At 73.0% G+C, this 23196-nt stretch carries 25 protein-coding genes and 1 pseudogene; 12 read left to right on the top strand and 14 right to left on the bottom strand.

The genetic code is table 11. The features are described 5' to 3' along the window. Positions 1 to 205: 205 nt before the first annotated feature. Positions 206 to 1003, top strand: a complete 798-nt coding sequence (locus tag ABZW10_RS20955) for a hypothetical protein (RefSeq protein ID WP_355367861.1) — start codon at positions 206 to 208, stop codon at positions 1001 to 1003. After that, positions 987 to 2180 carry a hypothetical protein gene (locus ABZW10_RS20950; protein ID WP_355367858.1) on the top strand — a complete coding sequence of 398 codons (1194 nt, stop codon included), beginning with the start codon at positions 987 to 989 and terminating at the stop codon, positions 2178 to 2180. The genes ABZW10_RS20955 and ABZW10_RS20950 overlap by 17 nt, the downstream gene beginning before the upstream one ends. Before the next feature lie 218 nt (positions 2181 to 2398). Here the strand turns inward: ABZW10_RS20950 and tgmC are convergent, their stop codons facing one another. The 5 genes from tgmC to ABZW10_RS20925 form a co-directional block, all read right to left on the bottom strand. Beyond that, complete coding sequence (tgmC, locus tag ABZW10_RS20945) at positions 2399 to 3541, bottom strand: ATP-grasp peptide maturase system methyltransferase (protein WP_355367855.1); 1143 nt, start codon at positions 3539 to 3541, stop codon at positions 2399 to 2401. A 325-nt stretch (positions 3542 to 3866) separates the two neighbouring features. After that, entirely contained in the window at positions 3867 to 4133 is a 267-nt protein-coding gene (gene tgmA, locus ABZW10_RS20940) for a putative ATP-grasp-modified RiPP (protein ID WP_355367852.1), read from the bottom strand. Positions 4134 to 4423: 290 nt separating this feature from the next. Beyond that, complete coding sequence (locus tag ABZW10_RS20935; protein WP_355367849.1) at positions 4424 to 4609, bottom strand: DUF397 domain-containing protein; 186 nt, start codon at positions 4607 to 4609, stop codon at positions 4424 to 4426. A gap of 63 nt (positions 4610 to 4672) precedes the next feature. Beyond that, entirely contained in the window at positions 4673 to 4858 is a 186-nt protein-coding gene (locus ABZW10_RS20930; RefSeq protein ID WP_355367846.1) for a DUF397 domain-containing protein, read from the bottom strand. A gap of 2 nt (positions 4859 to 4860) precedes the next feature. Continuing rightward, positions 4861 to 5736 carry a helix-turn-helix transcriptional regulator gene (locus ABZW10_RS20925; RefSeq protein ID WP_355367843.1) on the bottom strand — a complete coding sequence of 292 codons (876 nt, stop codon included), beginning with the start codon at positions 5734 to 5736 and terminating at the stop codon, positions 4861 to 4863. A gap of 141 nt (positions 5737 to 5877) precedes the next feature. Between ABZW10_RS20925 and ABZW10_RS20920 the strand changes: the two genes are divergently transcribed. Both ABZW10_RS20920 and ABZW10_RS20915 read left to right on the top strand, forming a co-directional pair. Then, entirely contained in the window at positions 5878 to 6342 is a 465-nt protein-coding gene (locus ABZW10_RS20920) for an ATP-binding protein (protein ID WP_355367840.1), read from the top strand. Then, positions 6332 to 6520 (top strand): hypothetical protein, encoded by a 189-nt coding sequence (locus tag ABZW10_RS20915; RefSeq protein ID WP_355367837.1) that lies wholly within the window; start codon positions 6332 to 6334, stop codon positions 6518 to 6520. Before ABZW10_RS20920 ends, ABZW10_RS20915 begins: the two co-directional genes overlap by 11 nt. A 54-nt stretch (positions 6521 to 6574) precedes the next feature. Here ABZW10_RS20915 and ABZW10_RS20910 read toward each other — a convergent pair whose 3' ends face one another. Next, positions 6575 to 7693: an NAD(P)/FAD-dependent oxidoreductase gene (locus ABZW10_RS20910; RefSeq protein ID WP_355368129.1), complete on the bottom strand. Its 1119-nt coding sequence runs from the start codon at positions 7691 to 7693 to the stop codon at positions 6575 to 6577. A gap of 74 nt (positions 7694 to 7767) precedes the next feature. Between ABZW10_RS20910 and ABZW10_RS20905 the strand changes: the two genes are divergently transcribed. Beyond that, a complete protein-coding gene (locus tag ABZW10_RS20905) occupies positions 7768 to 8448 on the top strand; it encodes a TetR/AcrR family transcriptional regulator C-terminal domain-containing protein (RefSeq protein ID WP_355367834.1) in 681 nt (226 codons plus the stop codon). 76 nt (positions 8449 to 8524) lie between these two features. Here the strand turns inward: ABZW10_RS20905 and ABZW10_RS20900 are convergent, their stop codons facing one another. Then, positions 8525 to 9418, bottom strand: coding sequence for a DUF2268 domain-containing putative Zn-dependent protease (locus tag ABZW10_RS20900; RefSeq protein WP_355367831.1), 894 nt, complete (start codon positions 9416 to 9418; stop codon positions 8525 to 8527). Positions 9419 to 9595: 177 nt separating this feature from the next. On the opposite strand from ABZW10_RS20900, the gene ABZW10_RS20895 reads away from it, so the two are divergent. Continuing rightward, positions 9596 to 10543, top strand: a complete 948-nt coding sequence (locus ABZW10_RS20895; protein WP_355367828.1) for an RICIN domain-containing protein — start codon at positions 9596 to 9598, stop codon at positions 10541 to 10543. Positions 10544 to 10607: 64 nt separating this feature from the next. Here ABZW10_RS20895 and ABZW10_RS20890 read toward each other — a convergent pair whose 3' ends face one another. The 3 genes and pseudogenes from ABZW10_RS20890 to ABZW10_RS20880 all read right to left on the bottom strand — a co-directional run bounded on the left by ABZW10_RS20890 (position 10608) and on the right by ABZW10_RS20880 (position 13759). After that, positions 10608 to 11723 (bottom strand): helix-turn-helix transcriptional regulator, encoded by a 1116-nt coding sequence (locus ABZW10_RS20890; RefSeq protein ID WP_355367825.1) that lies wholly within the window; start codon positions 11721 to 11723, stop codon positions 10608 to 10610. Between the two features lie 160 nt (positions 11724 to 11883). Next, positions 11884 to 12492: pseudogene (locus tag ABZW10_RS20885) on the bottom strand (alpha/beta hydrolase); the annotation flags it as partial. 1 nt (position 12493) lies between these two features. Next, complete coding sequence (locus ABZW10_RS20880; RefSeq protein ID WP_355367821.1) at positions 12494 to 13759, bottom strand: lipase; 1266 nt, start codon at positions 13757 to 13759, stop codon at positions 12494 to 12496. A gap of 136 nt (positions 13760 to 13895) precedes the next feature. Between ABZW10_RS20880 and ABZW10_RS20875 the strand changes: the two genes are divergently transcribed. The 6 genes from ABZW10_RS20875 to ABZW10_RS20850 all read left to right on the top strand — a co-directional run bounded on the left by ABZW10_RS20875 (position 13896) and on the right by ABZW10_RS20850 (position 18453). Then, the gene (locus tag ABZW10_RS20875; protein WP_355367818.1) at positions 13896 to 15191 is read left to right on the top strand and encodes a histidine kinase; all 1296 of its coding nucleotides are present in this window, start codon (positions 13896 to 13898) and stop codon (positions 15189 to 15191) included. Beyond that, entirely contained in the window at positions 15188 to 15859 is a 672-nt protein-coding gene (locus tag ABZW10_RS20870; protein WP_355367815.1) for a response regulator transcription factor, read from the top strand. The genes ABZW10_RS20875 and ABZW10_RS20870 overlap by 4 nt, the downstream gene beginning before the upstream one ends. Positions 15860 to 15936: 77 nt before the next feature. Beyond that, positions 15937 to 16248: a helix-turn-helix transcriptional regulator gene (locus ABZW10_RS20865; protein WP_355367812.1), complete on the top strand. Its 312-nt coding sequence runs from the start codon at positions 15937 to 15939 to the stop codon at positions 16246 to 16248. 98 nt (positions 16249 to 16346) lie between these two features. Continuing rightward, the gene (locus ABZW10_RS20860; RefSeq protein WP_355367809.1) at positions 16347 to 17564 is read left to right on the top strand and encodes an MFS transporter; all 1218 of its coding nucleotides are present in this window, start codon (positions 16347 to 16349) and stop codon (positions 17562 to 17564) included. A 79-nt stretch (positions 17565 to 17643) separates the two neighbouring features. Next, complete coding sequence (locus ABZW10_RS20855; RefSeq protein WP_355367806.1) at positions 17644 to 17970, top strand: cupin domain-containing protein; 327 nt, start codon at positions 17644 to 17646, stop codon at positions 17968 to 17970. Between the two features lie 9 nt (positions 17971 to 17979). Beyond that, positions 17980 to 18453: an SUKH-4 family immunity protein gene (locus ABZW10_RS20850; protein ID WP_355367803.1), complete on the top strand. Its 474-nt coding sequence runs from the start codon at positions 17980 to 17982 to the stop codon at positions 18451 to 18453. A gap of 40 nt (positions 18454 to 18493) precedes the next feature. Here the strand turns inward: ABZW10_RS20850 and ABZW10_RS20845 are convergent, their stop codons facing one another. The 4 genes from ABZW10_RS20845 to ABZW10_RS20830 form a co-directional block, all read right to left on the bottom strand. Further along, the gene (locus ABZW10_RS20845; protein ID WP_355367800.1) at positions 18494 to 19744 is read right to left on the bottom strand and encodes a hypothetical protein; all 1251 of its coding nucleotides are present in this window, start codon (positions 19742 to 19744) and stop codon (positions 18494 to 18496) included. Positions 19745 to 19992: 248 nt separating this feature from the next. Further along, positions 19993 to 20373 (bottom strand): hypothetical protein, encoded by a 381-nt coding sequence (locus ABZW10_RS20840; RefSeq protein ID WP_355367797.1) that lies wholly within the window; start codon positions 20371 to 20373, stop codon positions 19993 to 19995. Positions 20374 to 20466: 93 nt separating this feature from the next. Continuing rightward, positions 20467 to 21066, bottom strand: coding sequence for a hypothetical protein (locus ABZW10_RS20835; protein WP_355367794.1), 600 nt, complete (start codon positions 21064 to 21066; stop codon positions 20467 to 20469). Between the two features lie 330 nt (positions 21067 to 21396). Further along, a partial coding sequence (locus tag ABZW10_RS20830; RefSeq protein WP_355367791.1) for an FG-GAP-like repeat-containing protein occupies positions 21397 to 23196 on the bottom strand: 1800 nt, incomplete at its 5' end.

The following is a 23196-nucleotide window of genomic DNA, read 5'->3' as shown; positions in this document are numbered from 1 at the left end:
AGGACGACCGAGTCGACTCTCCGTCAAGGCACTGTGGACTGCACGCCAACGACCTGCCTGCCGGGGCCTGGAAGAGTCGGTGGCGGGCCGACGGGCCGAGTGGACAAGCACTCAGGGCACTCGGACACGGTCGACGGCCGGATTCCTTCGACGGATTCTCGGCAGGCCCGTCCCCACAGCCCACCAATCATCCGAAGGAGACATCATGGCAGTTGCCGCGAAGGCCACCACGGCAGGGGTGCTGGCCGCATTCGTGATCGCCGGACTCATCGGTCCCGAGGTCGCCGCGGCCCAGTCCGCGCCCTCGGTCGGGAACGGCACCCTGTCCGTGCAGGAGGTCGGGGCGGCCAAGGCCGCCGTCGACGACCGGAACGACAGGTCCAAGGACGGCTGGGGCGGCACGCCCGCCACCGCTGCCCAGCTCGCCTCGAAGGAGGCGTACATGGCGGCCAACAAGCCCAAGTCCCTGACGACCGCGACCACCAACATGCTCGCGAACACCCACCAGGGCCAGTGGTACAACAACTACTGCGGGCCCGCCACGCTGGTGATGGCCCTGGGCATGCGCGGGATCTGGAAGTACGACCAGGGAACCTTCGCCTACTGGGTCGGCATCTCGCCGAACAACGGCGGTACCGGCGTGGACGCGATGGGCAAGCAGCTGAACGACGAGTCGGGCGGGTTCCAGTACGTCCGGGTCGACCTGCCCTACTCCCCGAGCAGCTCGGACGTCGCCGCGTTCAAGAGCCGCCTGATAGCCGACACCGACGCCGGCGCCTCCCTGGTCGGCAACGCGATGGAGGTCTACAACGGCCCGCACCTCGTCGGCCACCCCAACAGCGGCACGACGATCTACCACTGGTTCCCGTTCCAGGGCTACGACGGGGACTGGGCGGCCTACCTGGACTCGGCGACCACCGTGTGGTCCAGCGTGCCGGCACGGAGCGGAATGCCCAACAGCACCCTCGTGACGATCATGGGCGGCCGTGGTTACAACTGGTAGGAGACTGCTGATCGCAGCGGTGGGCGTGGCGCTGGCGGGCACCTTCGGGTGCTCGTCGACGCCGCGCACGTCCGAGGCGACAGCAGGGTCTCCGACTCCGAACAGCGCAGCGTCCTCCCAGCCGTCCGGTTCGCTGCCCGCGGCCGATTCCGGCAAGCCGTTCTGCAAGGTGGACACCCCGGACGCCTGGAAGCGGGCCCAGACCGCCGGCGCCCTCCAGGCGGCGCCGGGCGAGTCCCTGGACCCGATGGCCGTGTCGCCCGACGGCTCCTCGGTGATCGCCGCCAGCCGGCACGACGGCCGGGTGGCCCTGGTCTGGGTGCGTGACCAGGGGCGCGAGCGCACCACGGTCTACACCGCCGCCAACGCCGGCCAGGGCGGCCTCGGCCTGGCCGACTTCGACGGCCGTTGGCTGGTGTTCAGCGTCCTGGCCTCGAACGACGTCGGCTCCAAGTGGGAGCTGCTCGCCTGGGACTCCCGGGCCGGCGGAGAGCCCAGGAGCATCGCCAGGACCCAGGTCGGCGCCGACGGGAACGCGGTGCCCGGCCCGTTCCTGTACCCGTGGGTCAACAACGGCAAGGCGACCTGGGTCCAGGGATTCAGCGACGGGTCCAAGGACCAGAAGCTCGCCGACGTCCAGCGGCAGGTCCATCTCTACGATCTCGCCTCGGGGAGCGACCGGATCGTGCACACCGGGCGCATGGCGCCCTCGTTCTTCGCCGGGGACACGCTGGTCTGGCCGGAGGCCTTCGCCATCGACACCCCCACCAAGCTCACCGGGGTCACCGAGCAGGGCGCGCCGAGCAGCCTCCCCGAGGCGCTGGCCGCCGCCGACGGCTCGCCGGCCTCGGCGAGCGACGGAACCACCTGGGCGTGGACCGGAGCGGGCAACAAGAACCTGTACGCCTGGAGGGCGGGGTGGCCGGCGCCGGTGACGGTGGTCGAGGGGGATGCCATCGACTGGGTCCACGTCGCCGGAGACGTGATCACCTGGACCGATCCCACCGCGACCTGGGCCGCCGATCTGCGCGGACGCGCCTACACGCAGATCACGCCGAAGTACGGCGGAACCAACAGCCACGGGAGCGCCGTGGTCGTCTCCTATCCGGGACCGGACAAGCGATCGGTCAGCTACGTGTTCACCAGTGGCGGCCTCGCCCCGCTCTCCTGCTCGTAGGTGAGGGCATCTGCCTCGTAGGTCCGCGCGTGGGAAGTCGGGCCGGCCGACTTCCCACGCGCGCGGTTGGGGGAGGGGGCCCAACCGGAGCCGCGCTGGACGGCCTTGGCCGTCACCGTCCCCGTCCCGTGCCGTAGGCACTCGGTGGTGGGCCGGGTTGCCACGGCGGCGCACGCCCGGGCGGCGCGGTCGGCGTGCACCCGCATGGATCGATCACGTCAGATGGGCAGGCTCCAGCCCGGCCCGGCCTCGGTGCCGAGCCAGACCCGCTGTCCGGCGGCCGAGACCGTGATCCCGAACCGTTCCTGGTGCGGCTCGTTGGCGGCCTGCCAGCGCTGCACGGCCCGTTCCACCCGGTCCCACAGGCGGACGGGACCGCGTTGGACGACTGTCCACCCACCGTCAGGGTTGGGCGTGGTCCGCGCCTGCGAACCGGTGGCCACGTCCCAGAGGATCTGTTCGGCTCCCGCTCCCATGCGCTCGGCCGAGGGAGCCGCGAGCTGCGCGATCCAACCTCCGGTCCAGTCGTCGAGCTTCGCGGGGTCGATCTGACTTGGACGCTCCTCCCCGGGCAGCAGGGCCAGCGTCGCGCGCGGCGGCCGGTCGTGCGGCCGGGCGATCATGAAGCTCGTGTACCCGGGGAGGAACCGGCCCGCGGCCTCTCCGGGGCCGGTCACGTCGAGCAGCGCGAGGGCGTTGGCGTAGCTCCACCCGGAGAGGGTGCCCAGGATTTTCCCGCCGGGCTTCACCTGGTGCAGCCAAGGCATGGGAATGTACCGGACCGAGCACGTGGCAATGAGCCTGTCGTACGGCCCATCCTGTGGGGCGCCGCGCAGCCCGTCACCGATGAATAGCCGGGGCGCGAACCCGGCCGCCTTGAGCGCCGTGGCGGCAGCCCCGCCGACCACCGGGTCGTACTCGATGCTGGTCAGGTTGGCGTCCCCGAGGCGGTGCGCGCCGAGGGCGGTCGAGTACCCGGTTCCGGTGCCGATCTCCAGCACCCGGTGACCGGCCTCCGTGCCGAGCTGCTGCCACATCTGCAGCACCAGGGACGGCAGGGTGGACGACGACGACGGGGAGCCGGTCACGGCGTCCTCGGTCACGTCGTCGGGCCTGACCCGCCCGTCCAGTTGGGTGATCAGCGTCTGGTCGGAGTAGACACCCTCCAGCCACCCGGGCTCGCCTTCGCGGACGGGTCGGTAGCTGGTGGGCAGGGTGCCCGCCACCGGAAGGAAGTAGGACCCCGTGAACAGCTCGCGGGGAACCGCGGCGGCCGCGCTGCGCCACTCGGGTCCGGTGAGGGTGCCGTCCTCGGCGAGGCTTTCCGTCAGGGCGCTGCGCAGCTGAGCCGATGTGCTCACGTGTCGGGGCCTTTCTCCAGTTGGTCGGCAAGAGCATGGGCGATGGCGGCGGTGGTCTGCGCCGGCTGGCCACGCCCATTGGCCGTGCGGATGGCACTCGAGGAAGTACCAGTCGCCTGCGGTGGTCACGGCGAAGTCGAACGCGCCGTAATGCAAGAGGAGTTCGGCGAGAGACGACGCGACCGCACGTGTCACCGACGCGGGTACCTCGATCGGTGTGCGCGTCACGTCATCAGGTCTTGACGGTAGCGCGAAGTCTCAGCACCACGTCCGCTGTCAACGTCGTAGGGGTTGGTCAGCGCCAGTACCGACCTGCTGTCGCGCATCAGTCGGAACTCTGGTCCTGGTCGTACGACTCGGTGCTGTCCGAGTCAGTTGCGCCACCAGGGCTGGACCTGTCCCCGGGCGTCGTCGCGGTGGGCGTCAGGCCGCTCGTGCTGGTGCCGTGACCGCCCATCTCGATGGTGCGGCCGTGCTCGTCCACGAACACGGCGACCTGCGTCTCGGGGTCGATGGTGGGCAGGTACTTCGGGACCGGGACGGTGGCCGTGAACGGCCCCATGCGGGTGGTACCCCACGGTGCGGTTGCCATCTGTGCTGCGCTCCAATTCGCTGGTGGTACTGACGGGATCAACAGCTCGACCAGGTGTCCGGGTTGTGCAATCCCGGCTGAGGTGGAACATCCGCCTCGGCGGGTCGCCCCGTTCTGTAGTCGATTCGCTACCAGGAGTACTCCCTGCGGTGCGGGGTCAGCAACTTTTCAAGGCGTATCAATCCGTCGGCTAAGCCGTCCAGCTGTCTCTTGTCGGCAGGGGTGGCGTTTGAGTGCCGGGAACGCAGATGGCCCGCCGCTGGGGAGCGGCGGGCCATCGTGGTGGTAGCTCAGATGTCGTAGCTTGCGGCAAAGTTCACGAACGCCTGCCAGGCGGCGGGGTCGAAGGCGAGCTGGGGGCCGGTCTTGTCCTTGGAGTCGCGGACGTGGACGGTGTCGGGGGTCTTGGCGACTTCGAGGCACTGGGCGTCCTCGTTGCTGCTGTGGCTGCTCTTGAACCAGGTCGGCTCGGTCATGGGTTCAGGATGCGCCGACGGCCCGCCGCTGGGGAAGCGGCGGGCCGTCGGTGGGGTGGTGTTTCAGACGTCGGCGTTCGCGGCGAAGGACACGAACGCCTTCCAGGCGGCCGGCTCGAAGGCCAGTTGCGGGCCGCTCTTGTCCTTGGAGTCACGGACGTGGACGGTGCCGGGGGTCTCGGCGACCTCGACGCACGCGGCGCCCTCATTGCTGCTGTGGCTGCTCTTGAACCACGCCAGTTCGGCCATGCCTACCGCTCTCCCAGAATCTGCTCGATCAGGGTCAGGGACTCCCTCATGGTGAGCGCCTGACCCCTCAGGGTGCCGTACCGTGCAGCCATCTTACGGACCTCGGCCGGATCCGTGATCAGCCTGTTCACGTGCTGCACTTCGACGTAGGCGATCTGTGTGCGGCCGCTCGGCGTGAGGAGGATGAACGAACCGCCCATGCCCGCGTTCTCTGTCCGATCGAGCGGCATGACCTGGAGTTCCACGCCGCGGATCTCGGCGACCTTGAGGAGGTGGCGCAGTTGGGCCTGGTGGATGTCCCGGCCGCCCAACGGCCTACGAAGGGCGCTCTCGTCGATCACCCAGCTCATGAGCGGCAACGGCCAGCGGCTCAGGATTTCCTGCCGGGCCATGCGCGCGGCCACCCACCCGTCGACCTCCTCGACGGAGAGCCACGGCCTGCGCATGTCGTACAGCGCCCGTGCGTGCGCCTCCGTTTGCAGCAGTCCGGGAATCTGCAGGCTGTTGTACTCGTGGATCTCGATCGCCTTCGACTCCTCGGCCGTGAAGGCCTTGGAGAATGCCGGGTGTCGCTCACTCACCCGGATCTTCGCCCTCATCACGTCGTCCGCGATGAGCTTCAGCGCCCCGCCCGCGCCCACCGCGTCGTCCACCTTCGTCAGGATCTCGACTCTCGGCGTCCGCTTCCCCCGCTCGACCGCGCCGAGCATGTCCTCGCTGTAGCCGATGATGTCGGCCAGTTCCCGCTGCGTCAGCCCCGCCCGCTCGCGGAACATCTTCATCAACTTCCCCACCGCGCTGTAGAACTCGGCCACCCCGTCCGAGTTCTCCGCCGTCTCCCCGTCGTCGAAGACCGTGCGCTCGACGCCACTCACCATGGGAATCACCCCTGCTCACACGTGTATGCGACCGAATGATCCGGGCCGCCCCGACCGGCCGACCCTCCGCGTCCGCACAAGCACGCTCCGTGCCCGCCGGACTCGTGGTCAGCGTACGTCCGGGCCGCCACGATTTTCTCCATGACGACCGAAATTCCGCTCGACAACCCCCGCCGCCACACCATCACACTCGACGCCACACCCAAAGGAGCCTGCCTCTGCCGCGCCGTGACGAGACGCCAACTCGCCCTCTGGGGAGTCGATTCCGCGTTCGGTGAGCCCTTCCACTCCGCTCTGATCATCGTTGCGGAGTTGGCGTCGAACGCGATCAGGCACGGTCGCGTTGCGGGGCGCGGATTCGAGCTGCACCTCCGCCTCACCACCCTTGTGCGCCGGGGCGCCACCCTGCGGATCGAGGTCTCGGACTGCCGGGGCGACCGCCTGCCCGTCCTCCCGGTCCTGCCGACCGCCCGCAGCGCCTCGGACGCGCAGTCCGGCCGGGGCCTGGTGCTGATCGACGCCCTCGCCGACCGCTGGGGCACCGTTCCCCGCCACCCCAACGCCAAGACCGTCTGGGCCGAACTCGACCTCACCGATGCCCGCTGAACCCCGCGATAGCGCACCGCCGCCCGCCGTCGCCGGCGGCGCCGCGCTCTGCACCGTGCTCCCGTTCGTGCTGCTCCTCGCCCTCCTGGCGTGGGCCTACCCCCTCACCACCCGCCACCACGGCGACCACCGCCACCCCGCCCCCCGTCCCGCCACCTCCACCGCCACACCCCACTGAACCCCGGAGTGGGAAGTCGGCCCCTCCGACTTCCCACTCCACCGCCGTTCGCCTTCAGGCGGGTTGGAAGAACGCGAGCATCTTGCGAGCGGCGTCTGGCGAGGCCAGCAGCTCCTGGATCCGCGCGGACTGCCGGCCGGCGGCAGCGGTGCGCTCGAACATCTCGCGTTCGTACTCCGCGACGGCGGCGGGGATGTCGTCCCGGTGCGCGGCGAGGGCGAGGCCGAGCCGCGCGCCGTCCAGCAGTGCCATGTTGGCGCCCTGTCCCACCGGGGGCATCAGGTGCGCGGCGTCGCCGAGCAGCGTGACGCCCGGTGTCGACGGCCAGGTCAGGCCGACCGGGAGCGTGGTGATCGGCCGGGGCAGGACCGTGTCGTCGCAGGCCGCGATCAGCGCGGCGAACCGTGGATGCCAGCCGGTGAACAGCTCGATCAGCCGTGCCCGGGCGGCGGCCGGGTCGTCGAACGGGATCCCGCTGCCGGCGAACCAGTCCTCACCGGTGTCGTAGAAGCCGAGGTAGACGCGGACGCGGCCGTCGCCGTTCCGCTGTGCCGCCAGGGACTGGCCGTCGCCGAGCACCCAGTAGTTGCCGCGCCCCACCATCGCCGCGAGGTCGGGGTGGGTGCGGTCGACGTCGGGGATGCCGAGCTCGACGACGTTCTGACCGGTGTGCACGGGCCGGGCGTCGCTGAGCAGCCTGCGCACCCGGGAGTCCGCACCGTCGGCGCCGACCAGCAGGTCGTGCGCGGCGCTGCTGCCGCCGTCGGCGAAGCGCAGCCGGCCGTCGTCGGCGGACTCGAACGCGCGCCCCCAGCGCACCGTGTGCTCCGGGAGGGCGTCCAGCAGGAGCTTGCGCAGATCGGCGCGGTCGACCTCCGGGCGGTCGAGCGGGGCGTCGTCCGGCGTGTCCTCCTGCCACAGCAGGGTGCCGTCCGGTTGGAGGAGGCGCATGTCCTGGCCCGAGGCCCGGGCGATCGTGTGGAACCGTTCGATCAGACCGGCGGTGCGCAGCGCCTGCTGCCCGGTCCCGGCGTGCAGGTCGAGCATGCCGCCCTGTGCGCGTGCGCCGCGCGAGGCCTCGCGCTCGTAGACGACGGCGTCGATGCCGTTCACGTGCAGCACGCGGGCCAGGAGCAGGCCGCCGAGGCCGGCTCCGACGATGGCGATGTTCATGGTCATGGGTGCCCCCCGGCGATCCGCTGTATCGGTCGATACACTGTATCGCTCAACCCCTGTAGGGTGATGGCATGTTGGTGTGGGAGAGGCCCGAGCCGCCGGAGCGGCCGGTGCCGGCCCCGCTGAGCCGGGAGCGGATCGTGCGGTCGGCGATCCGGCTGGCCGACGCGGACGGGCTGGAGGCGGTGTCGCTGCGCAAGGTCGCGGCCGTGCTGGGCGTCGGGCCGATGCGGCTGTACGGCTACATCGACACCAAGGAGGAGCTGCTCGACCTGATGGTCGACCAGGTCTACGCCGAGATCCGTCCGTCCGGCGACGGCTGGCGGGAGGTGCTGCACTCCCTCGCCGACGCCACCCGGGGGGCCGCCCAGCGCCACGAGTGGTTCGCCGACCTGATCGGTGGGCGGCCGCAGCTCGGGCCGCACACGCTGGCCTGCGGGGAGACGGTGGCGGCGGCGATGGGCGGTGTCGACCTGGAGGTCGCGGTTCCCGCGATCGGCGCGGTCACCGCGTACGTGGTCGGCGCGGTGCGCCGGGAGGTCACCGAGCGGCGTGCCGAGCGGACCAGCGGGATGGACACGGAGCAGTGGCAGGCCGCCCTCGGGCCGTATCTGCGGCGGACCTTCGCCACCGGCCGGTTCCCCGCGCTGGCCGCGGTCGTGCACGACGGCCCCCACCTGGACGCCGACCGGACCTTCCGGACCGGCCTCGGCTTCGTCCTCGACGGCATCGGGGCCCGGATCCCGGGCTGACCCGCCGCTGGAGTGGGAAGTCGGACCCGCCGACTTCCCACTCCGCCGCCCTGGAACGCTCGGAGCGTCGGCCCGGTCAGGCGGTCGTCGGCACGCCCGCGTTGGTGAGGACCTCCCGCGCGGGCAGCGCGACGCTCGCGGCGGCGGTCAGCCCGGTGGCGGCCAGATGGGCGTCCGCGATCCGCAGCCCGGCCGCGTACCCGGCGAAGTCCGGCAGCCCGACCGGCTCGCAGCCCAGGATCCGCGCCGTCGCGTCGCCGTGCACGTACGGGGGCAGGTTCGCCATCCCGGCGACGTCGATCCCGGCGGTGACCTTCCGGTAGGCGCGTTCCAGCTCCTCGCCGGTCAGCGTCGTGGCCCACGGGCCCATGGCCCGCTCGCCGGCCAGCTCCCGGACGAAGGCCTCGGCCAGCCCCTCGGCGACGACCTGCTCGCCGACGGTGACGGTCATCGGGTTCCAGGCCACGTTGGCGTAGCGCACGTTGTGGTGGAGCTCGTGGGCCGCCGCGTGGCCGATCCTGGCCAGGGCGGTCTCGGTGGGCCACATGACCAGCTGGATCGCGCCCGGGATCCCGCCCATGCCGAGGTAGCCGCTGCTGCGGACGGTGAGGTGCTCGTCGTCGGGGTCGCCGAGCACCAGGACGACGTGCACGGTGTCGGCGTGCGCGACGCCGGGCACCGCGCCGTCGATCCGCTCCCACGCGGCGGCGAGCGTCTCCTCGACCCGCTGCCAGACGCCCGCCTCGCGCATCCGCCGCACGGCGGGCAGGTACCGGTCGTCCTCCCGGTCGAGCCGGCAGCCGCCGCCCAGGCGCTCGTGCATCGCGACCAGGTCGACCTCGCCCATCACCGCGCTCATCGCGCCCTCCAGTGGACGGTACAACTCCCTCAGGGCGTCCCTGCGTTCGGCCATCGGACGCCGGAACATCGCGAGCATCCCGCTCGCCGTGTCATGAACGATGATCTTCATGACCCCGGACGCTAGATCCTCCCGTCGCGTGAGGGTCAACAGGCTCGGTGGGAGCGCGGGGGCGGGCCCTCCTAGAAAACTCGGATACCGGATGTCGACCGGACACGGACAAACTGGGGGCCGATCGGGCCGGCCCGCTCCTCTTCCTGCACCAGTCGACCAACCATGGAGTGCTTCGTGCGTTTCACCTCAGTCAGACGTGTCCTGTTGGCGCTCGCGCTGGCACTGGCGGGTCTGGGGCTGTTGCCGACCGCCGCTTCGGCGGACGGCCCGGCGACCGTGCTGCTCAACCAGGCCTCCCAGCGCTGTCCGGACGGCGCGGTCAATGGCCAGGACATGCACCCCTGCGCCCCGTCGGACAACCCCGGCATGTGGGTGATCAACCGGCTCGGGCCCGACCAGTTCATGCTCGCGGAGTCCCGCGGCCACGGCTGCCTGTCCTTCACCGAGGTGAAGCCGACCGTCAAGTCCTGCGCGCCGTGGGACGCCAAGCAGCTGTTCTCGATCACCCGCTACGAACCCTCGCCGGCGCTCTACGGCCTGGTCGGGATGAAGATCAGGAACCCGGACACCGGCTGGTGCCTGGACAACGTCGGCAAGCGCTACGGCGGCTGGACGCTCATCGCGAACGTCTGCGCCCAGGGCGGCTCCGCCCTCCAGCAGTGGGACATCGACCGCACCACCTACGAGACGGTCTGGGGTGCCCCGGGCGGGCACGCCGGCATGACCTGGACCACCCTGGAGCAGCGCGCGGACAACCTGGTGCACGTCGGGTTCGACGACCTGAGCCACAGCAACCCGTACCAGGGCGACCACCCCGCCAACGCGGTGCTGCCGGTGCTGTGCATCCGCCAGGACGGACGCTCGGCCCCCAACGGGATACCCACCAGCGGGTTCCACGCCTGGGCGGGCGGTGAGGTGAAGGCGACCACCGGGCTGGCCGGCTGGCAGCTCCCGAGCCTCGCGGTCGCCGACGCGAAGTGTGCCGGCAGCTTCGGCGGCGGCTGGCGGATGGCGGAGTTCCACGACGGCCACGGCTGGGGCCTGTGGGCCAACGGCACACTGCCCACGGGCACCCGGTTCTGGACCGCGATCAGCGGCCAGCCCGCGAACCCCTGGGACTGAACGGCCCGTCTCCGGCGGCCGGCCGGTCCTCGGACCGGCCGGCCGCTCGTTGCGGGAATCCCCGCTACGTCCGCGGAGGCAGGCCGAGCGTCGGCAGGTGATCGGCCGTCAGGAGGGCGACGAGTTCGCGCCGGTTGCGCACGCCCGTCTTGTCGAGGATGGCCGTGACGTGCTGCTGGACCGTGGGCACCGTCAGGTGGAGCAGCGCAGCGATGTCCTTGGTACTGCTGCCGCGCACCGCGTGCAGGGCGACCTGGCGCTCGCGCGGGGACAGGCCGTGGGCGAGGATCGCCACCGGCAGGCGGTGCAGGGGCGAAGCGGGGGAGATGAGGACGGCGACCTCGCCGCCCCCGCCACCCCGGCCGCCCCCGCCGCCGCCGCCGTCCAGCGGCGACGCGTACAGCGCGAACCACTGGCCGTCCGGGGTGCACACCCGCACCTCCGAGGTGCCGGCGTTGCGTGCGGCCTGGCAGGCGACGGTGAGGAAGCCGGTGGGCACGGCGCAGGCGTGGGAGATGGGTTCGGCCATCCGCCGGATCAGCTCGCGGGCTCCCGCGTCGGCCGAGCGCAGTCGCCCCTGCCCGTCCAGGATCGCGACGGCCGGCGGGTGGCCGGCCTGCACCGGCCCGTCGGTGCGGGCCCGGCGCAGCGTCACCAGGTGGGCGTTGCGCAGGGCGGCGCCGATGGGGGTGGTGATGCGTTCGGCCAGCCGCAGTTCGGCCGGGCCGTAGCGGCCGCGTCCGTGTCCGCGCATGAAGGCGGCGCTGGCCCAGCGGCCGCCGCCGAGGTCGAAGTTGATGCGCAGTTCGTCCCCGTAGCCGCAGGACCGGAGCAACTCCCGGTAGCGGATGCTGGTCTCGCGGTGGCCGCCGGTGGCGCGGTCGAGGGTCTGCACCCGGTGTCCGGCGGCGCGGATGGCGGTGAAGTTGGTGCTGTCCTCGCTGAACATCTCCAGGTGCACGGCCTGTTCGAACCGGCTGGGGTCGAGCCCGTCGGCGACGGTGGAGGTGGGGAAGCCGGTGACCGGGTCGGTGCCGTGCCAGCAGCCGCCGTCGAAGCCGAGCGGGCCCGCCAGCAGGGTGTGGAGGCCGCGGAAGAGCTCGCCCGTCGACAGCCCGCACGCCGACAACTCCGCGATGGCGCCCAGGACGTCGCGCTCGATGTCACGTCGATTGGCCACGCACGAGATCCTACGGAAGCCCCGGCGGTGCCCGCGACGCCGTCGCCACCGCGACGGCGTCCGGGACGGCCCCGCCACCTGGTCGGTGGGCGGCGTTCTCGGTGAGTGGCTGCTCATCCCCCGCCGCCGGAGGGTGCGTGGCGGCGGGGGATCGCTCGACTCAGTGGCCGAGGTGGCGGGCCAGGAACCTGGCGGCGCTGTCGGCCTCGAACCTCGGGAAGTCGAAGTGCTTGCCCGCGTTGGCGTGCAGGGTCTTCTCCTGCGAGGCGAAGGCGTCGAACAGGGCGAGGCTGTCCTCGCGCGGGATGAGCTCGTCGTCCCACTGGAGGGCGAACTCGACCGGGACGGTGATCCGCCGCGCGTACTCGGTCAGGGCGTCGGGCCAGTGCAGACCGAAGACGGCCGCCCTGATCCTCGGCTCGGCCGCCACCAGCGGAATCCCGAGCGCGGTGCCCAGGGCGATGCCGAAGTAGCCCACCGGCCCGTCGGCGCCGATCTCCGGCAGCTCCTGGAGGGCGTCCAGGGCCGCCCGCCACTCGCCCACCGTCGACTCGGCCAGGCGGGCGTTGTACGGGACGACGATCGGGCCCACCGGCTCGCCCGCCGCCTGGGCCTTGCGCAGGGCGGCGATGTCGCGCTCGTCGTCCGCGCCGCGCGGGCGGTCGCCGTGACCGGGCGCGTCGAGGACGGCGACGTGGAAGCCGAAGCCGTGCACGAGGAGCGTGGCGCGGCCCGTCATCGCGGGGTGCTTCTTGTGGGCGCCGCCGCCGTCAGCGGACCAGGTGGACCTCCGGGTTCGCGGGGGACGGGACGGTGAACAGCGGGGTCGGCCGGTGGCGGAGGTGGAGGTCGAAGAAGGCGGCCAGATAGGCGCGTTGGGCCGCGACGGCGCGCAGCGGTGGGACCGTGCCGATGAGGTGGTCGACCTCCTCGTCGGTCCAGGACATGGCGGAGCGGGCGGCGGAGAACAGCACCTCCAGGTCGGCGAAGCTGCCGTGCCCGGAGCCGTCCATCAGGAGCTGGCGGCGCCAGGAGGTGAGGCGCGGCCAGAGCGAGTCCCACATGGCGTCGCGGGTCGGCCGGTCGTCCGCGGCGCCGAACAGGAGCAGCGGGCGGTCCAGGCCGTCGGTGGCGACGGTGCCGAAGACCGGCCCGTCCAGGGAGGCCCCGGCGAGCACGCGCGGGTCGTCGTGCAGGGTCTGGACGGCGGTGGCGCCGCCCATCGAGTGCCCGGCCACGCCGACGGCGCCCAGGTCCAGGGCCGCGCCGAGGCCCGGCGGGAGGGGGCGCTGCTCGGCGTCGGGGTTGGTGCCGGCGGCGAGGTCGGTGAGGCGGTCGAGGACGAAGCGGGTGTCGGCGGTGCGGTAGGCGACGATCTCCTCGTCGGTCATGGCGAACACGGCCGGCTTGTTGCGGACCTCCAGCCGGCCGTCCGGGAAGACGACTTCACCGGCGTCGAAGGTGTGGTCGAGGGAGACCACCACATAACCGCGGGAGGCGAGGTCCTCGGCGGCGAGGGTGCCGAAGGAGCGGTCGGAGCGCGAGCCGGGGGAGTAGAGGACCACCGGGTGGCGGGCGGTGCGGTCGGCGGGTGCGTTCTCGCGGGAGTGGGTGACCGGCCAGGCGAGCCGGCCGGGGGCGGCGCCGAGGTAGTCGGACTCCAGGTGGGCCTGTTCGGCCGGACCCGTCCACGGCGCGAGCCGGTGTCCGGGCGCTCCGCAGGCGGCGGCCGGGTACCAGAGCTGGGCCATCAGTTCGCGCGGACGCGGGGTGGGGGCCCAGCGGTCGGGGCGCTGCGGGTCGACGAGGTGGAGCGTGGTGGTGCCGACGGGCAGCGGGCCGGTGGGCGCGGGCAGGGTGATCGGGATCGGGGCGGTGGCGCCCGTACCGGTGCCCGTGCGCGTGACGGCGGCCCCGGCGGCCTGGGTGGCCCGGGCGGCGGGGACGGCCGTGGTGGCCAGCGCGCCGGTGGCCAGCAGGACGGTGAGCGCGGCGACGGCCGGGCGTGAACGGTGGTGCGGCGGGTGGTGCGCCATGGGGCTGTTCCTCCGAGGGGGCGGGCTGGTCTCTGCGGCCCCCACGGTGGCGCCCCGGGATCGTCCGGCGCGTCCGGCCGTGGGCATACGACCGTGGTCGGATGCCGGCCCGCCCGCCCGTGGCTAGCCTGGCCGGGTGGAGAACGACGAGCGGGTCGCGCCCGTCCCGTGGACCAAGCGGCTGACGCCCGCGCACCGGGTGTGGACCGACCCGCTGACCGCGCTGGCCGGTACGGCCGTGACCGCCGCCCGGGTGCTCGAAGCCGCCCGGCACTTCGACCCGCACGGGCGCGGCAACCCGCCGCCGGACAGCCCGGCCACCGTGGCCGTCGCCCTGCTCGCCACCGTGGTGCTCGGCATGGCCCTGGCCGCCCGGCGGCGGGACCCGGTCGGGGCCTGCGGGCTCGCCCTGTTCGCCTGGGCGGGAACGGTGGTGGCCTGCCGGCAGCCCGCGATCGCGCTGGTCGTCGGGTTCTGGGCGGTGCTGGTCGGGACGCTGGTGGCGTACACGGCGGCGGCCCGGGACCGGCGGGCCGCGCGGGTGGCGCTCGGCGCGCAGGCCGTCGGCTGGGCGGTCACCCTGGCGGCGCCCGCCGAGGTGGGCAGCAATGTGCTGCTCGCGGTGATCGGGCAGTCGGCCGGCTGGGCGGTGGGGGACGCGGTGCGCCGCCACCGCGCGCACACCGCCGCGTTGGCCGCCCGGGCGGTGGCCCTGGAACGCGCCGCGGCCTCGGAGGAACGGCTGCGGCTGGCGCGGGAGTTGCACGATGTGGTGGCGCACAGCCTGGGCGTGGTGAGCGTGCAGGCGGGCTACGGGCGGTACGCGCTGGAGCGGTCCGGGCAGCAGGACGGGCCGGCCGGGGCGGCGCTCGCCGCGATCCGGACGGTGAGCGCGGAGGCGCTGCGCGAGATCCGGGCGCTGCTGGCCGTGCTACGCGAGGACGCCGGGCCCGGCGAGCCGCCGTCCGCCCCCGCGCCCGGTCTGGCGGCGGCGGACCTGGAGCGGCTGGCGGAGCGCACCCGTGCGGCGGGCGTCGCGGTGCGGGTGCGGATCCGCGGCCGGGAGCGCGAACTGGCCCCCGGCGTCGGCCTGTCCGGCTACCGGATCGTGCAGGAGGCGCTCGCCAACGTGGTCCGCCACTCCGGTGCGGCGGCGGCCCGGGTGGAGGTGGAGTACCGGGACGGCGAGCTGTGGCTGGAGGTCACCGACGACGGTCCCGCGGAGGGCCGAGCGGAGGGCCGAGCGGAGGGCCGCGCCCGCGCCGCCGCGCCGTCCGGCGGAAGCGGCCTGGCCGGAATGCGCGAACGGGTGGCCCCGTACGGCGGTTGGTGCCTCGCCGGGCCGACGCCGTCCGGCGGGTTCCGCGTCACGGCGGGCCTGCCGCTGGACGCGGGGCTGCCGCCGGCCGCCGCGACGGGGGCCGGGGCGTGACGATCCGTGTCGTGGTCGCCGACGACCAGGCCCTGGTGCGGGCCGGGTTCGCCGGCATCCTGCGCCTCGCCCCCGGCTTCACGGTGGCCGGCGAGGCGGCCGACGGCGCGCAGGCCGTCGAACTCGCCCACCGCGAACGGCCGGACGTCGTGCTGATGGACATCCGGATGCCCGGCCTGGACGGCATCGAGGCCACCCGCCGGATCACCGCCGGGCCGTCGGGCAGCCGGGTGCTGATCCTCACCACCTTCGAACTGGACGAGTACGTGCGCGGTGCGCTGCGCGCCGGCGCCGGCGGCTTCCTGCTCAAGGACGCCGAGCCGGCCGAACTGCTCGCCGCCACCCGGGCGGTGGCCGCCGGCGAGGCCGCGCTCGCGCCCCGGGTCACCCGCCGGCTGATCGCCGGGCTGCTCGCCGACGGGCCGGCCGGCGCCCCCGAGGACCCGGCGCGGGCCCGGGCCCGCCAGGCCGTCGCCGCCCTCACGGCCCGCGAACGCGAAGTCCTCGCCCTGGTCGGCGACGGCCTCACCAATCCCGAGATCGCCGCCCGGCTGCACATCACCGAGGGCACCACCAAGACCCACATCGGCCGCCTGCTGCACAAGCTCGCCGCCCGCGACCGGGTCCGCCTGGCCATCCTCGCCCACCACGCGGGCCTCTCCCGCTGACCGCCGGGCGGGTTGACAGGTTTCTTCGTATCGAGAATATTGGATGCGTCTTGAGGGGCTCGCGAAAGGAGTGCACGGTGGACCCGCTGGCCGTTCACAAGGCGCTCGCGAACCCCGCGCGGGCGGAGTTCCTGCACTGGCTGAAGACGCCCGAGCGCTACTTCGACGAGGCGTACTACCGCGAGCGCGGCGTCGGCTTCCACATCGGCGTCTGCGTGACGGACATCCGCGAACGCTCGGGGCTGGCCCAGTCGGTGGTCTCCGGCTACCTGCAGATCCTGCGGGACGCCGGACTGCTGGTCTCGGAGCGGATCGGCAAGTGGACCTTCTACCGCCGCGACGAGGAGACGATCGCCGCCTTCGCGGCGTACGTCCGCGACGAGCTCTGACGCCCGGAGGAGGCCGCACCGTGCCCCGCTGCGCCCTCCTGCGGGCCTTTCTGCGCGGAAAATTCATCTAACTATCTAGATTTGTAGGTTGGTCTGCCATGGGAAAGACCGGTCCGGTCGTCCTGACCCTCTCGCTGGGGGTGTTCGGGATCATCACCACGGAGATGGGCGTCGTCGGCGTCCTGCCCCGGGTCTCCGAGGAACTCTCCGTGCCGCCCTCCACCGCCGGGTGGCTGGTCGGCGTGTTCGCGCTGGTGGTGGCCGTCGCCGGCCCGTTCGCGACGCTGCTGGCCTCCGGGGTGCGGCGCAAGACCGTCCTGGCGGTCGCCCTCGCGGTGTTCGCCCTGTCCAACGCCGTCTACGCGCTCACCGACCGGTTCGCGGTGATGCTGGTCTTCCGGATCGTGCCGGCGGTCTTCCACCCGGTGTTCTTCGCGGTGGCGCTCACCGCCGCCGCCCGGCTGGTGCCCCCGGAGAAGGCGACCCGGGCCGCCACCACCGTCTTCGCCGGGGTGACGCTCGGCTTCGCCTTCGGCGTGCCGGTCACCTCCGCGCTCGCCGAGCACGTCTCCCTCGCGGCGGCCTTCTGGTTCGGGGCGGGCGCCAACCTGCTCGCCCTGATCGGGATCCTGGCGCTCTTCCCGGAGATGCCCGCCGAGCGGCGGCTCTCCTACGGCACCCAGCTGGGGATCCTTCGCCGCCCCCGGCTCTGGCTCGCGCTGGCGGCCGTGGTGTCCGTGTTCGCCGCGATGTTCTCCGTCTACGGCTACTTCGCCGAGTACCTGGAGCGCGTCACGCACTTCGGCGGGTCCACGGTCGGCGCCCTGCTGATGGCCTTCGGGATCGTGATGGTGCTCGGCAACCTCGTCTTCGGGCGGCTGCTGGAACGCCACCCGGTCCGGACGGTGACCGCCTTCCCCGTCCTGTTCGTGCTCGTCTACGCCGTGGTCCGGGCGGTCGGTCCGTGGCCCGCGCCGATGGTGCTCGCGGTGCTGCTCTGGGGCGCGGTGCACTCGGGCGGGCTGGTGGTAAGCCAGACCTGGCTGGCCCGGGACGCGAAGGACGCGCCGGAGTTCGGCAACAGCCTGTTCATCTCCTTCTCCAACCTGGGCATCACCCTCGGCACCGCGGTCGGCGGACTCGTCGTCGCCGGCCCGGGAGTGCGCCAACTCCCGTGGGTCGGAGCGGGATTCGCGCTGGCGGCGCTGGCCGCCGTGCTGCTGCGACGCCGACTCGGCACCGGGTCCGGGCCCGGGCCGGAGGCGGCGGAGAGGTTTTACCGAACGGTCGACCAACCGGAGCGGGTGGTCGGGTAGCGTCCGGAGCCGTCCCTTCCGAACACCACCGTGAGCCCCGTTCGCCTCCCCGGCGGGCGGGGCCGCCGAGGAGGCCGCCATGAACCCGCTCGACCTGTACGCGACGGCGTCCGAGCTGCCGACGCCGTGGGACTCCACCGTGCTCGGGCGGGTGGGGACGGCCGCGGTGAAGGTGCTGCGGATGGACGGGCGGCCGCTGCCGGTCGAGGTGCACGAGGACGCCGAGCTGCTGCTGGTGCTCGACGGCCGGCTCGAACTGCTGGTGGACGGGGCCGGGGTGACGGTGGGACCGGGGGAGCTGTACCGGGTGCCGGCGGGCGCCCGGCACGCCGTCCGGACGGGCAGCACCGGGACGTTGGTCCTGGTGGAGGCGGCCGGGGAGGGCGATGTCGGTGGCGCGGGGTAGCTTGCCGGCATGGACGACGCCGAACTCGCCTCCCTCCTGGCCGGCCGCGCCGGCTGCCCGTACCCCGGCGCCTGGCAGGACGCCCCGTTCGCGGAACGCGTGGTCGACGGCGTCCGCTTCGCCCTGGTCGCGGTCGACCCGGGGCTGAGCGCGCTCGCGGTCCGGCGTGACGACGGTTCGCTGTGGTGCCTGCCGGAGGGCGGTGGGCGCGATCTGGTGAACAGCGGTGTCGCGGCCTTCGTCGCGTTCACCCGCGCCTACGACGCGGCCGCCACCGAGGCCGCCGCGTACGACGGCCCGGGTGACGGCGCGGGTGACGGCCCGGACGACGATGCCGCCTGGGAGGCGGCGGAGGAGGCGGCCGAGGCGCTCACCGAACGGCTGCTGGAGGGGTTCGGAGAGCTCGACGCCGCGGCCGTCGCCGACGAGAACTCGTTCTGGTGCGTCGCCGCGGAGGAGATCGGCTACGGCATGAGCGTGTGAACCGGCCGGCGGGGTGGCCGGCCGGCGGGGCGGCCGGGCGTCAGGGGCGCCAGACCACCGTCAGGTGGGAGGGGTAGAGGCTGCCCGGCGAGCGGAGCAGGAAGAGGCCGACGACCAGACCGGCGTCGTTGACGAACAGGGTGGTGTTGTCGGAGCTGTTGGGGGCGAGGTTGGTGAGGGTGCCGTCGGGCGCCCAGATCCGGCCCGACTGGTACTGGCGGGCCGGGATGCCGTCCCAGGCGTAGCCGATCGCGGTGCCGGAGCCGTTGATCCCGACGGCGACCGAGTTGCCGCCGGTCAGGGGCTCCCGGGGCAGCGGGGTGAGGGTGCCGTCCGGGCTCCAGCGGGCGGCGTGCGTGGTGAGCTGTCCCAGGTCCGGCTGGTACTGGCCGACGACGGTGCCGGAGGCGTTGATCGCGGTCGGCGAGGTGTACGGGCCCAGGTCGCGCAGGGCACCGCCGGGCGAGCGGACCAGGCCGTGGCGGCTGGTGCCGATCCCCTGCGGCCGGTCGGCGACGCCGATCACGGTGCCGGCGTCGTTGATCCCCACCGGCCAGTCGCCGCTGCCGGAGGTCGGGCCGCTCTGGAACCGGACCGGGGTGCCGTCCGGGCTCCAGACGATGCCGTGGAACGAGCCGACGGTGGTGTAGGAGCGGCCGATGGCGAGGCCGGCGGCGTTGACCCCGGTGACCTCGCTGGCGGTGTCGCCGGGCAGCGGGGCGAGGGTGACGGTGGTGCCGTCCGGGCGCCAGGCCACCGCGTGGGTGCCGGCGGAACCGGTGTAGGACGTGCCGACCACGATGCCGCTGCCGCTGATCGCCGCCGCCCTGCTGTACAGGTCGCCGGGCAGCGGGGGCAGGGCGGTGGGCGTGCCGTCGGCGGCCCAGCGGACGGCGGTCGACTGCCAGGAAGTGCGGCCGGTGGGCCAGGAGATGCCGATGGCGAGGTTCGCGTCGTTCACCCCCAGGGCCTGCGCGAAGTTCTCGCCGGGCAGCGGCGGGAGGGTGGCGGGGGTGCCGTCGGCGGCCCAGCGGACGGCGCTGGCCTCGACGCCCTGCCCGGAGGCGTAGGCGTAGCCGACGACGACGCCGGCGCCGTTGACCCCGGTGGGGTCGCTGTAGGACTTCCCGGGCACGCCGGTCGGCAGCGCGGTCATGGCGGGGGTGGTGGTGGAGGCGGTGGAGGTGGCCGGGGCGGCGGGTGCGGCGGGGGCGGCTCCCAGCAGTGCTCCGGTGCTGAGGGCGGCGGCGGCGACGGCGGTCGCCGTTCGTCGGCCGGGTCGGACGGTCATGGCACGGGGTCCCTGTCTGCTCGGCGGCATGTCGGCCCGGTCCGGCGCCGGTGCGGCGGACCGGGCCGCTGGTGCGTGCGGTGGTACGGGGTGCTCCGTGTGCTCCGCCGGCGGTCGGGGCGGCGGTCGTTACGGGCGCGACTCTAGCGCCACTACCGCACCTTCGCAGGTGAATTGACCACTCCGGATACGTTCCGCAGGCGCCCGGCAAGCGCCACTGCGCAAGGTGAGGGCGACGGGGGAGCGCCTCAGCACCACTCCTCCAGGTAGAGGAGGGTCCGGCCGTCGGCCGAGACGAACTCGAAGGGGCGATAGGTCGGGGACTCGCCGGTATCGGACAGCCGGTTCTTGACGGCCTGCCAGGTGTCGGCGCGGTCGGCTGCGGCGATGTGCCGGAAGGCGAAGCCGCCGGCGCCGCCGACGATCACCGCGTCGGCCGTGGTGAGCAGGCGCTTCACCAGCCGGGGGTCGAGCGGCCCGCGGACCTTGCGCCAGCGCTGCCCGAGGTCGTCGACGAACTCCGCCCGGCCGCCGGGCGACGGTACGCCCGCGCCGTAGGTGTACTGGACCGGCGGCAGGCCGGCCGTCAGTTCGGCCATGGTGGCGGTGCGTGGGCGCTTCCTGGGCATGGCGCCAGCTTCTCAGGAGGCCCGAAAAGCGGAACGAGCCGGGGCCGGTCGCGGGGGAGATCGCGACCGGCCCCGGCTGTCGGGGGTGGTGGGTCAGCGGAGCCAGGCGTGGTCGCGGACGATCGGGAGGGCGGCCCAGCGGCGGGCGAGGCCCCAGGTGCGGCCGGCGCCGGTGGCGGCGAGGGCGAAGAGCAGGACGGCGTAGAGCACGTGGTCGTCGAGCAGTGGGTTGGTCGAACCGCTGGCGCTGCCGTCGGCGAGGTGGCGGGCGGGCGGCCACTCGGCGGCCCACATCAGGGCGAGCAGCGCGGTTCCGCCGACGGCGGTGATCCGCAGGGCGACACCGCCGACCAGGGCGAGCCCGATGCCGAGCAGGCCGAGCATGAACAGCCAGTCCGCCCAAGCCTGGCCGGCCATCGAGTGGAAGGTCTCCCGGAACGGGCCGGCGGCGACGTGGCTCAGGAAGCCCTCGGTGGGCGAGGTGCCGTCGATCCAGGCGCGGCCGTCGGCGGTGGAGTAGCCGAGCCCGAAGGTCTTGTCGGCGAAGGCCCAGAGGAACACCGCGCCGAGCGCGATCCGGGCGGTGGCGAGGGCGGCGCCGGCCGCGGTCAGGGTGCGCGGGGTGGCATCGACGGCGGTGCGGCGCAGCGGGGTGCCGAAGCTGCGGTGGGCGGCGGCGTGCTGAACGGCCATGACGGGCTCCTCGGTGGGGGGTCCCGGGCGGGACCTCGGCGGACCGACGGTTGTCGGACCGGACCGTGCGACTGTGCCGTAGTGCGGTTCAACTGCTGTGCAGCGGTGCGGTGTTGGGGTCTTCCTCGGTGCCGTGCTGTCCTGCTGGGATACAGCCTGCCGGTCCGGCGGCGGCGGGTCTGCGGGCCGTAGGTCCCGGGCCGGGGGAACAAGGGTCCCGAAGGGCAGCGGGACCGCCGCGGAAAAGCCGAACCCGCGACGGCGGTGGGCCGTCGCGGGTTCGGCGGGCCGGCGGTGGGCCGGCACCGGGGGTGCGCTGGAGGACAGGTGCTACAGGAGGAGGTCGAAGAACGAGCTCCAGCCGGTGCCCACCAGCGACCGGCCGCCCGGCAGGTAGTCGTACAGGTCACCGGTCCGGTAGAGGCCGATCTGTTCCAGCCTGCCGTCGTTGTCGAAGTCGCTCACGAACGGGTTCCACTCGGCCGGCCACCAGCCGATGCCCCAGCTGTAGCGCGCGCCGAGGGCGGGGTTCTGGTAGGTGCTCGTGTTGGGGTACACGAACATCTCGCCGCCGTCGGTGCGGCCGATGATGTCGGGCTTGAAGTCGCCGTTGACGTCACCGATCCGGATGGTGGTCCAGCTGTCGGGCCACCAGCCGCTGCCGAAGAACACCTGGCTGTTGAAGGTGCTGGTGCCGGTGCCGCCGGTGCCCGGGTACAGCCAGAGGGTGCCGCCGTTGTCGCGGGCGATGACGTCGGTCTTCCCGTCGCCGGTGATGTCGCCGAACGCCAGCGTGGGGTAGGTCCAGCCGGTGCCGATCAGGATCGGGTCGGCCACCGTCCGGTCGGTGCGACCGGTCCCGGGGTAGAGCCACATCTGGCCCTCGCGGCTGACCGCGACGATGTCGGTGTGCCCGTCGTTGTTGAGGTCGGTGGGGTACAGGCCGGTCCAGTAGTCGCGCCACCAGCCGTTGCCGGCGAAGTAGCGGCCGCTGAAGGTGGAGGTGCCGGAGCCGCCGCTGCCGGGATAGACCCACAGGTCGCCATTGGCGTCCCGGGCCAGGGCGTCGGTCTTGCCGTCCGCGTTGAAGTCGGGACGGGTCTGGGTGCCGCTGGTCCACTGGCCCTGGCCGATGGCGTTGTAGATCACCAGGACGCCGTGGCCGAGGACCATCGCGTAGGAGTTGGGCTTGCCGTCGGTGTGGGTGTTCCAGAGCGTCTTGGAGCCGTCGGCGCTGTAGACGACCAGGTTGCCGTCGGCCTGCATCCGGGCGAACGCGTTCGGGTTGCCGGCGGTGTTGGAGGCCCAGAAGACCTTGCCGGCCTTGGTCAGCACGAGGTTGCCGTCGGCCTGCATGGTGAGTTTGGCGTTGCCGGTGGCGTACTCCTGGCCGGAGGCCAGGTTGGTGCCGGAGGGGATCCGGGCACCGATGACGCCGTCGACGGTCACGTCGTCGGAGAAGGAGTTGACCGTGCCGCCGGTCACCTTGCCGTACCACTCGTAGAGCGTGTTGTCGGCCTTGCGCGCCCACAGGTCGGCGATGCCGTCGCCGTTGATGTCGCCGACCGAGCCGACCGTCGGGTAGAGGGCGGTGGTGAGGTTGCCGCCGATCACGGCGCGGTCCTTGGTGCCCCAGGTGGCCAGGTCGATGACGCCGTTGGCGTCCTTGCTGCCGTGGGAGCGCAGGAGCTCACCGGTGCTCTCGTTGCGCAGCCAGAGGTCCGGGACGCCGTCGCCGTTGATGTCGCCGGGGGCGATCACGGTGAACTTGTCCCAGTCGTCACCGCCGACCAGGACCGGGTCGGCGTTGTCCAGGTAGTCGTTGCGTGCGCCGTAGTAGGCCCAGAGCAGCTTGCCGTCGCGCACCAGCAGGTCGGGGATCTTGTCGCCGTTGAGGTCGCCGGGCGACAGGATCTGGGCATTGGCGTTCTGCCAGTGGTCGTTGCCGGCCGGGCAGGTGCCCTCGGGATCGGCGACCGGGCAGAAGACCTTGAGTTCCTGCTTCCTCTTGCCGAAGTTGACGGTCGCGGTGCCCAGGCCGTTGTTGGGGTAGGTCCACAGCTTGCGGCGCTTGTCGACGTTGTCGTACTCCAGGGTGACGAGGTCGTTGTAGCCGTCCTCGCCCCAGTC

This window comes from Kitasatospora sp. NPDC004723, from assembly GCF_040609255.1.
Lineage (GTDB): Bacteria > Actinomycetota > Actinomycetes > Streptomycetales > Streptomycetaceae > Kitasatospora.
This window is presented reverse-complemented; position numbering and strand designations above follow the sequence as displayed.